Source organism: Klebsiella sp. GG_Kp173 (genome assembly GCF_040062415.1).
GTDB classification, from domain to species: domain Bacteria; phylum Pseudomonadota; class Gammaproteobacteria; order Enterobacterales; family Enterobacteriaceae; genus Klebsiella; species Klebsiella quasipneumoniae.
Window position 1 is genome coordinate 139,684 of sequence record NZ_JBEAFZ010000005.1, and the last position, 8,292, is coordinate 147,975.

The window sequence follows — 8,292 nt, forward strand, 5'->3', positions numbered from 1 at the left end:
CTTACTTGTGACTGATATGAAAAAGAACCCGTGAACTTACTCGAGTTCAGCCATCAGTTTAACCAGATGCTCAACAGCTTTCTGCTCATCTTCGCCTTCCGCGGAGAGGGTCACTACGGTGCCCTGGGTCAGGCCCAGAGTCTGCAGTTTGAACAGGCTTTTGGCGCTGGCGCTTTTGCCGTTGGAGGTTACAGTGATCTCAGAAGTGAAGCCTTTAGCTTCTTTAACAAACTGAGCAGCAGGGCGGGTGTGCAGACCGTTCGGAGCGGTAATGGTAACTTCTTGCTGGAACATTATATTTCCCCAACTTATAGGTTTAGTGTTGTGGACCTAAAGTCTAGTCTAACGACTCGACTTTAGCCTGTATTGTTAGCGCCGGCGTTACGTTTCCGGCCTTGGCGTCGGCAGCGCCTGGCGCTGCGAAGACCTGCGGGCCATTGACGTCTAGCACGTCATTAAACATTATGCCGCGAAAGGAAGACTTGAACCAAATCATAAAATCGATTCAGCTGGCGGAAATCCTCTTCTGAATAATTTCGCGCATCAAAATAAATGTGCTGGTTAAATACCAGACCCTACGAGGTGAATCAATGCCAGGAGGGGTAAAACTTTGACGTATGCCACAAAAAAGCACCTGAAAAGGTGCTTTTTTACACATTATTTACAAGCTGGCACTACTGTTGCAGTTCTTTCTCGGTGAAGAGATCGGCAAACAGCGCGGTGCTTAAATAACGCTCACCCGAGGAAGGCAGGATAACCACAATATTCTTATTGGTAAAGGCCTCATCTTCCTGCAGCTTCAGCGCCGCGGCAACGGCGGCCCCGGAAGAGATACCCGCCAGGATGCCTTCTTCTTCCATCAGGCGACGTGCGGTGGAGATCGCTTCATCATTGGTGATGCCGATTACTTTGTCCACCAGCTTCAGATCCAGGTTGCCAGGAATGAAGCCGGCGCCGATGCCCTGAATTTTGTGCGGGCCCGGCTTGAGCTCTTCACCCGCCAGCGCCTGGGAGATGACCGGCGAATCGGTCGGTTCAACCGCGACGGTGATCAGATCTTTTTTGCCCTTGGTGTTTTTAATGTAGCGGCTGACGCCGGTCAGCGTACCGCCGGTACCGACGCCGGAGATGAAGACATCCACCTGACCGTCGGTGTCTTCCCAGATTTCCGGACCGGTGGTCTTTTCGTGGATTTCCGGGTTAGCCGGGTTGCTGAACTGCTGCAGCAGCAGGAATTTTTCCGGGTTGCTGGCGACAATCTCTTCCGCTTTCTGAATGGCGCCTTTCATGCCTTTGGCGCCTTCGGTCAGCACCAGGTTGGCGCCCAGCGCTTTCAGAAGCTTACGACGCTCAATGCTCATGGTTTCCGGCATGGTTAGCGTTAGCTTGTAGCCGCGTGCCGCCGCCACGTAGGCGAGGGCGATACCGGTGTTGCCGCTGGTCGGTTCGACCAGTTCCACGCCAGGTTTCAGCACGCCGCGCTTTTCAGCATCCCAGATCATATTGGCGCCGATACGGCATTTTACGCTAAAGCTCGGGTTACGAGATTCTACCTTTGCCAGGATACGACCGTTACCAATTCGGTTCAGTCGTACCAGCGGCGTATGACCGATAGTCAGGGAGTTGTCTTCAAAAATCTTACTCATGGCCCGTCCTTAACTGTATGAAATTTGGGGGTACGGCATCAGCATACCCGCTTAAAGAATATGCGGAAGTAAGGATTTAGCATATCTATATGCGTAAGGGAAATAATGATGAGCAAGAAGGAATAAGCGGAGATATAAGGAGCGGCGCTCGCCGCTCCCCGGGGGAGGTGTGACGACTACTTCCAGCTGGCGTGTCTGTCGCGATAGCAATCGACCCACATGGCGGTGGCGCCGCAGATAGCCACCGGGAGGATCACCAGGTTTAACACCGGGATCATGGTGAACAGGCTGGTGAGCGCGCCAAACTGCATATTCATCACCTTGCGGCTGCGCAGCGCTTCGCGCATGGTCCTGAAGGGGACCTTGTGGTTATCGAAGGGGTAATCGCAGTATTGAATCGCCAGCATCCATGCGCTGAACAGGAACCAGAGTACCGGAGCCACCGTCTGGCCAACGCCGGGTATAAAGTAGAGCAGCAACAGCACGATGGCGCGGGGCAGGTACCATGCCAGCTTCTGCCACTCACGCTTCATGATGCGTGGAATATCCTTCATGATGCCAAAGACGCCGACGTCCGGCGGGGTGGCGCCAGTCAGACGCGCTTCCAGCTGTTCCGCCAGCAGGCCGCTGAACGGGGCGGCAATCCAGTTGGCAATAGTAGAAAAGAAGTAGCCAAACACCAGCAGGATCGACAGCACCACCACCGGCCACAGCAGGTAGTTCAGCCACTGCAGCCAGTCAGGTACATGGCTCATCAGCGAAGGGATCCAGCTGTTGAGACGGGTAAACAGCCACCAGAAAGCACCGCCCATCAGCAGCACGTTAACCAGTAAAGGCAGGAAGACATAACGACGTATGCCCGGCAGCCCGATGAGTTTCCAGCCCTGCGAAAAATAGTGTACGCCGCTACGCGGGGTCGGTGCGGATGATGAAACCATAGCCAGGCATTGCTCCTTTTTTAACATCCAGTGTGAATGCTCGCTTATTTTATCGGGTCGTCAGACAATAACCAGTTAGGAAATGTTCGAAAAAACAGCAAAAAGCACGATTTAGTTCATCTTTATGTGGTGAAAGCGACCGACGCACTTGCACTTGAGGTAATCGGCAAATACTCTTAGTGAGTAAATGTTTGCCGTGGTGGCAAGGTGTTAGAACAACAGAGAATATAATGATGCAGGATTTGCGTCTGATATTAATCATTGTTGGCGCGATCGCCATAATCGCTTTACTGGTACATGGTTTCTGGACCAGCCGTAAAGAACGTTCTTCGATGTTTCGCGATCGCCCACTGAAACGTATGAAGTCGCGCGACGATGAGTCGGAAAACGACGACTTTGATGATAATGTTGAAGGCGTAGGTGAAGTCCGCGTTCATCCGGTGACTCACGCTCCGCACGGCGCGCATGGGGAGCATGAAGCCCCTCGTCAGGCGCCGCAGCACCAGTACCAGCCGCCTTACGAGCGCCAGATGCAGCAGCCTGTGCGTCCTGAGGAACCGGTTCGTCAGGCGCCGCCGCCGCGCCAGGCCCCGGTACAACCGCAGGGACAACCGTCTGCGCCGCATGCCGCTCCGCAGCCGGGCTGGCAACAGCCGCAACCCGCGCAGCCGCCCGTGCAACCGCAACACCAGCCGCAGCCTGTTGTGCAACAGCCTGTCGCGCCGCAGCCGGTGACCCCGACCGTCGCCCAGCCGCAGCCGGCCGCTCCGCAGCAGCCTGCGCCACAGCCTGTTGCCGCGCCGCAGCCCGCGGTGGCTGAACCGCAGCCGACAGAGCCGCAGCAGCCTGCAGCGCCGCAGCCGAAAGAGCGTAAAGAGACGGTCATCGTGATGAACGTCGCCGCGCACCATGGCGCGCAGCTTAACGGCGAGGTGCTTATCAATAGCATCCAGCAGGCCGGCTTCAAGTTTGGTGAAATGAATATTTTCCACCGCCATCTGAGCCCGGACGGCAGCGGCCCGGTGCTATTCAGCCTGGCCAACATGGTGAAGCCGGGGACCTTCAATCCGGACAGCATGGCGGATATGATGACCCCTGGGGTGACTATCTTTATGCAGGTCCCTTCCTACGGTGATGAACTGCAGAACTTCAAGCTGATGCTGCAGTCTGCGCAGTATATCGCCGATGAAGTGGGCGGCGTGGTGCTTGACGATCAGCGTCGCATGATGACGCCGCAAAAACTGCGTGAATACCAGGATCGTATTCGCGAAGTGAAAGACGCGAACGCCTGACGTCCCGCGTTATCTCAACTCCTTCTCAACCCCCGCCTGTCGGGGGTTTTTTATCATTGATGGTGTGATATGGAACCGATCGAACAACAACTGACTGAACTGCGAACCACGCTTCGCCATCATGAATACCTGTACCACGTTATGGACGCGCCGGAAGTGCCCGATGCGGAGTATGACCGGCTGATGCGCGAGCTGCGCGAGCTGGAGAGCCAGCATCCGGAGCTGATTACCCCGGATTCGCCGACTCAGCGCGTGGGGGCGGCGCCACTGACCGCCTTCAGCCAGATCCGCCATGAAGTGCCGATGCTGTCGCTGGACAACGTGTTTGACGAAGAGAGCTTTCTGGCCTTCAACAAGCGGGTGCTGGATCGCCTGAAAAGCACAGACCCGCTCATCTACTGCTGCGAGCTGAAGCTCGACGGTCTCGCGGTGAGCATTCTCTACGAAAACGGCGTGCTGGTGCAGGCGGCGACCCGCGGCGACGGCACCACCGGCGAGGATATTACCTCTAACGTGCGAACCATCCGCACCATCCCGCTCAGGCTGCATGGCGATAATATCCCCGCACGCCTGGAGGTGCGCGGGGAAGTGTTCCTCCCACAGGCCGGGTTCGAAAAAATCAATGAAGAAGCTCGCCGCACCGGCGGAAAAGTGTTTGCTAACCCGCGCAATGCGGCGGCGGGCTCGTTGCGCCAGCTGGACCCGCGCATCACCGCGAAGCGACCGCTTACTTTCTTCTGCTACGGCGTTGGGGTGCTGGAGGGCGGTGAGCTGCCGGCCAGCCACTCGGCCCGTTTACAGCAGTTCAAAGCATGGGGATTACCGGTGAGCGATCGCGTCACTCTTTGCCATACCCCCGAGGAAGTGCTCACTTACTATCGTAAAGTCGAGGAAGATCGTCCCCATCTGGGCTTTGACATTGATGGCGTGGTGATCAAAGTCGATTCGCTGGCGCTGCAGGAACAGCTGGGTTTCGTCGCCCGCGCGCCGCGCTGGGCCGTGGCCTTTAAGTTCCCGGCCCAGGAGCAGATGACTTTCGTCCGGGACGTGGAGTTCCAGGTGGGTCGCACCGGGGCGATTACGCCGGTGGCGCGCCTGGAGCCGGTCCATGTCGCCGGCGTGCTGGTGAGTAATGCCACTTTGCATAACGCCGATGAGATTGAACGCTTAGGCTTGAAAATCGGCGACAAGGTGGTGATTCGCCGGGCAGGCGACGTGATCCCTCAGGTGGTCAACGTGGTGCTTTCCGAACGTCCGGCAGATGCCCGGGATGTTGAATTCCCGACCCACTGCCCGGTTTGTCAGTCCGACGTTGAGCGAGTGGAAGGCGAGGCGGTAGCCCGCTGTACCGGCGGCCTGATCTGCGGCGCGCAGCGCAAAGAGTCGCTCAAGCACTTTGTCTCCCGTCGCGCGCTGGACGTTGACGGCATGGGCGATAAGATCATCGACCAGCTGGTGGAGAAAGAGTACGTCCATACCCCGGCGGATCTGTTCCGGCTGACCGCAGGGAAACTGACCGGGCTGGATCGGATGGGGCCGAAGTCCGCGCAAAACGTGGTCAACGCTCTCGAGAAAGCCAAAGAGACAACCTTCGCGCGTTTCCTCTACGCCTTGGGCATTCGCGAGGTAGGAGAAGCCACGGCGGCAGGCCTGGCGGCGCATTTTGGCACCCTCGAAGCCCTGGAGCAGGCTTCCATTGAGGAGCTGCAGAAGGTCCCTGATGTCGGCATCGTCGTCGCCACCCATACTTTCAACTTCTTTGCCGAAGAGAGCAACCGCGATGTCATCGCGCAGCTGCTGGCGGAAGGGGTTCACTGGCCGGCGCCGGTGGTGGTGAAGGCGGAAGAGATTGACAGCCCGTTTGCAGGCAAAACCGTCGTCCTGACCGGCAGCCTCAGTCAGTTGTCGCGGGATGATGCCAAAGCGCGTCTGGTGGCGCTGGGGGCGAAGGTGGCGGGCAGCGTGTCGAAGAAAACCGATCTGGTGATTGCAGGCGAAGCGGCGGGTTCTAAGCTGGCGAAAGCGCAGGAGCTCGGCATCGAGGTGATTGACGAAGCCGAAATGATGCGCCTGTTGGGAGAATAACGTGGATAAAGCGCAGCTGGTCGAGATCGCCAATACCGAGATGCCGTTCGGTAAATACAAGGGGCGTCGTTTAATCGATGTCCCGGAGGAGTATTTATTGTGGTTCGCGCGCAAGGATCAATTCCCTGCCGGCCATCTCGGCGAGCTGATGGCGCTGACCCTGCTGATTAAAAGCGAGGGGCTGAGCGATCTGGTCCAGCCCCTGAAGAAAGCGCGTTAAGCTTTGGCGGCGTTAGTCTTTTCCTGAGCGAGACGCGCATCGGTTTGCTGCTTATAGCGCCGTGCCAGCACCGCGCAGACCATCAGCTGGATTTGATGGAAGATCATCAGCGGCAGCACCATGATGCCGAGGATGGAGGTCGGGAAGAGAATATTGGCCATCGGGATGCCGTTGGCCAGGCTCTTTTTCGAACCGCAGAAGACGATGGTAATTTCATCGGCTTTGTTAAAGCCGCAGCGGCGGGCGACGAACACGTTGACCGCGATGACGATGGCCAGCAGCACCAGGCTGACTACCACGATAAACAGCAGCGATCCCAGGCCCACTTTATGCCAGATCCCGTTCACCACCGCCTCGCTAAAGGCGGAGTAGACCACCAGCAGAATCGAGGTCTGGTCGGTCTTACCAATCCACTTCTTATGCTTCGCCACCCAGTTGCCGATCCACGGCCGCGATAAATGGCCGAGCACGAAAGGCAACAGCAGCTGCAGCATGATCTTTCCGACCTGCTCGAGGCTACCGCCTGCGCCGTGAAGGTTCATCAGGACCCCCACCAGCAGTGGTGAAACAAAGATGCCCAACAGGCTGGAGGCCGAAGCTGAGCAGACCGCCGCCGCGACGTTGCCTCCGGCCAGCGAGGTGAAGGCGATGGCGGATTGCACGGTGGCCGGCAGAATGCACAAATAAATAAAGCCGCTGTAGAGCATCGGATCGACCTTCACCGGCGCCCACCAGGCAAACAGAACCCCCAGCACCGGGAAGAGGATAAAGGTGCTGCACATCACCCACAGATGCAAACGCCAGTGGCTGCCGCCGGCGATAATTGCCTCCCGGGAGAGTTTGGCGCCATGCATAAAGAACAGCAGGGCGATGGCGGCGGTGGTGAGATGTTCAAAGAAGGGGACGAAAGCGCCACGGGCCGGGAAGAATGAGGCCAACAGGACAACGGTGACCAGGGTTGCCGTAAACGGATCGAGAATGCGAAAAAGTTTCATAAACGCTCCTGAAAAGAGATGCGCTATTGTGCTTTTTTTGATTTGAGAAATAAAATTGATTTATTGCATCTATTCATGAATTAAAAAGATGAATTACTCTCTGCGTCAGTTAAAAGTATTCGTTACCGTTGCCCGCGCCAGGAGCTTTAGCCGGGCGGGGGAGATGATTGGCTTAAGCCAGTCGGCCGTCAGCCACAGCGTCAAGGAGCTGGAGCATCAGACCGGAGTCCGTCTCCTTGACCGCACCACCCGGGAGGTGGTCCTCACCGAGGCGGGTCAGCAGCTGGCAGGCAGGCTGGAGCGTTTGCTCGATGAGCTTGCGGTGACGCTGCGCGATGCCGGTCGGGTAGGCCAGCAGCTGAGTGGCACCGTTAAGGTCGCCGCCAGCCAGACGATTTCCGCCCACCTTATTCCGCAGTGTATTGCTCACAGTAATCGACGTTATCCTGATATCGATTTTGTGCTGCACGACCGGCCCCAGCAGTGGGTCCTGGAGAGTATTCGCCAGGGAGAAGTGGATTTTGGCATCGTGATTGATCCGGGCCCGGCGGCCGATCTGCAGTGCGAGGTGGTCCTGGCGGAACCTTTTTTGCTGCTCTGCCGGGAGGATCATCCTTTTGCCAGCCTGACTGAAGTGCCGTGGCAGGCGCTACAGAATGAGAGACTGATCCTGCAGGACTATGCTTCCGGCAGCCGTCCGCTGATTGATGCGGCGCTCAGCAGGCTGGCTGTCCGGGCGAACATTGTGCAGGAGATTGGCCATCCGGCAACGCTGTTTCCGATGGTGGAATCGGGAATTGGCATCAGCGTACTGCCGGCGCTGGCGCTGCCGTTACCGCAGGGAAGCCATCTGGCGGTAAAGCGACTGACCCCGGTAATGGAGCGGCAGCTGATGCTGGCATGCCGGAAAAACCGCTCGCTGTCGACCGCCGCCCAGGCGTTATGGGAAATCGTGCGAGAAGAAGGGGGCAATCTCACCGCCGCCAGGGTTGAAGATCCGCTGTATCAGCGTTGATCGCGTTTTATCGCCACGGGGAAGCTCGTGGCCGGGGCTGTGTTCCACGCATAGCAAAAAGGCGCCTTTAGGGCGCCTTTTTACATTGGTGGGTCGTGCAG

General features: G+C 57.6%; 8 protein-coding genes. 4 read left to right on the plus strand and 4 right to left on the minus strand.

The genetic code is table 11. The features are described 5' to 3' along the window. Positions 1 to 36: 36 nt before the first annotated feature. The 3 genes from ptsH to cysZ form a co-directional block, all read right to left on the minus strand. On the minus strand, positions 37 to 294 hold the full coding sequence (ptsH, locus tag ABLU50_RS05530; protein WP_002913505.1) for a phosphocarrier protein Hpr: 258 nt from the start codon (positions 292 to 294) through the stop codon (positions 37 to 39). Between the two features lie 380 nt (positions 295 to 674). Continuing rightward, on the minus strand, positions 675 to 1,646 hold the full coding sequence (gene cysK / locus ABLU50_RS05535) for a cysteine synthase A (RefSeq protein ID WP_004202001.1): 972 nt from the start codon (positions 1,644 to 1,646) through the stop codon (positions 675 to 677). Between the two features lie 176 nt (positions 1,647 to 1,822). Beyond that, positions 1,823 to 2,584, minus strand: coding sequence for a sulfate transporter CysZ (gene cysZ / locus ABLU50_RS05540; protein WP_049003267.1), 762 nt, complete (start codon positions 2,582 to 2,584; stop codon positions 1,823 to 1,825). A gap of 230 nt (positions 2,585 to 2,814) precedes the next feature. Here cysZ and zipA point away from each other — a divergent pair, with 230 nt between their 5' ends. From zipA to ABLU50_RS05555, 3 genes are all read left to right on the plus strand, one after another. Continuing rightward, entirely contained in the window at positions 2,815 to 3,876 is a 1,062-nt protein-coding gene (gene zipA / locus ABLU50_RS05545; RefSeq protein ID WP_004202003.1) for a cell division protein ZipA, read from the plus strand. Between the two features lie 69 nt (positions 3,877 to 3,945). After that, on the plus strand, positions 3,946 to 5,961 hold the full coding sequence (ligA, locus tag ABLU50_RS05550; RefSeq protein ID WP_004202005.1) for an NAD-dependent DNA ligase LigA: 2,016 nt from the start codon (positions 3,946 to 3,948) through the stop codon (positions 5,959 to 5,961). Between the two features lies 1 nt (position 5,962). Then, complete coding sequence (locus ABLU50_RS05555; RefSeq protein WP_004202007.1) at positions 5,963 to 6,181, plus strand: DUF3820 family protein; 219 nt, start codon at positions 5,963 to 5,965, stop codon at positions 6,179 to 6,181. Here the strand turns inward: ABLU50_RS05555 and ABLU50_RS05560 are convergent. Next, entirely contained in the window at positions 6,178 to 7,176 is a 999-nt protein-coding gene (locus ABLU50_RS05560) for a bile acid:sodium symporter family protein (protein ID WP_043520190.1), read from the minus strand. The two genes, ABLU50_RS05555 and ABLU50_RS05560, sit on opposite strands and share 4 nt — an antisense overlap. Before the next feature lie 88 nt (positions 7,177 to 7,264). On the opposite strand from ABLU50_RS05560, the gene ABLU50_RS05565 reads away from it, so the two are divergent. Then, on the plus strand, positions 7,265 to 8,191 hold the full coding sequence (locus ABLU50_RS05565; RefSeq protein ID WP_004202013.1) for a LysR family transcriptional regulator: 927 nt from the start codon (positions 7,265 to 7,267) through the stop codon (positions 8,189 to 8,191). Positions 8,192 to 8,292: the final 101 nt, after the last annotated feature.

Coding starts and splice junctions, on each gene's coding strand:
- ptsH (WP_002913505.1), bottom strand. CDS start 294: ATGTTCCAGCAAGAAGTTACCATTACCGCTCCGAACGGTCTGCACACC.
- cysK (WP_004202001.1), bottom strand. CDS start 1,646: ATGAGTAAGATTTTTGAAGACAACTCCCTGACTATCGGTCATACGCCG.
- cysZ (WP_049003267.1), bottom strand. CDS start 2,584: ATGGTTTCATCATCCGCACCGACCCCGCGTAGCGGCGTACACTATTTT.
- zipA (WP_004202003.1), top strand. CDS start 2,815: ATGATGCAGGATTTGCGTCTGATATTAATCATTGTTGGCGCGATCGCC.
- ligA (WP_004202005.1), top strand. CDS start 3,946: ATGGAACCGATCGAACAACAACTGACTGAACTGCGAACCACGCTTCGC.
- ABLU50_RS05560 (WP_043520190.1), bottom strand. CDS start 7,176: ATGAAACTTTTTCGCATTCTCGATCCGTTTACGGCAACCCTGGTCACC.
- ABLU50_RS05565 (WP_004202013.1), top strand. CDS start 7,265: ATGAATTACTCTCTGCGTCAGTTAAAAGTATTCGTTACCGTTGCCCGC.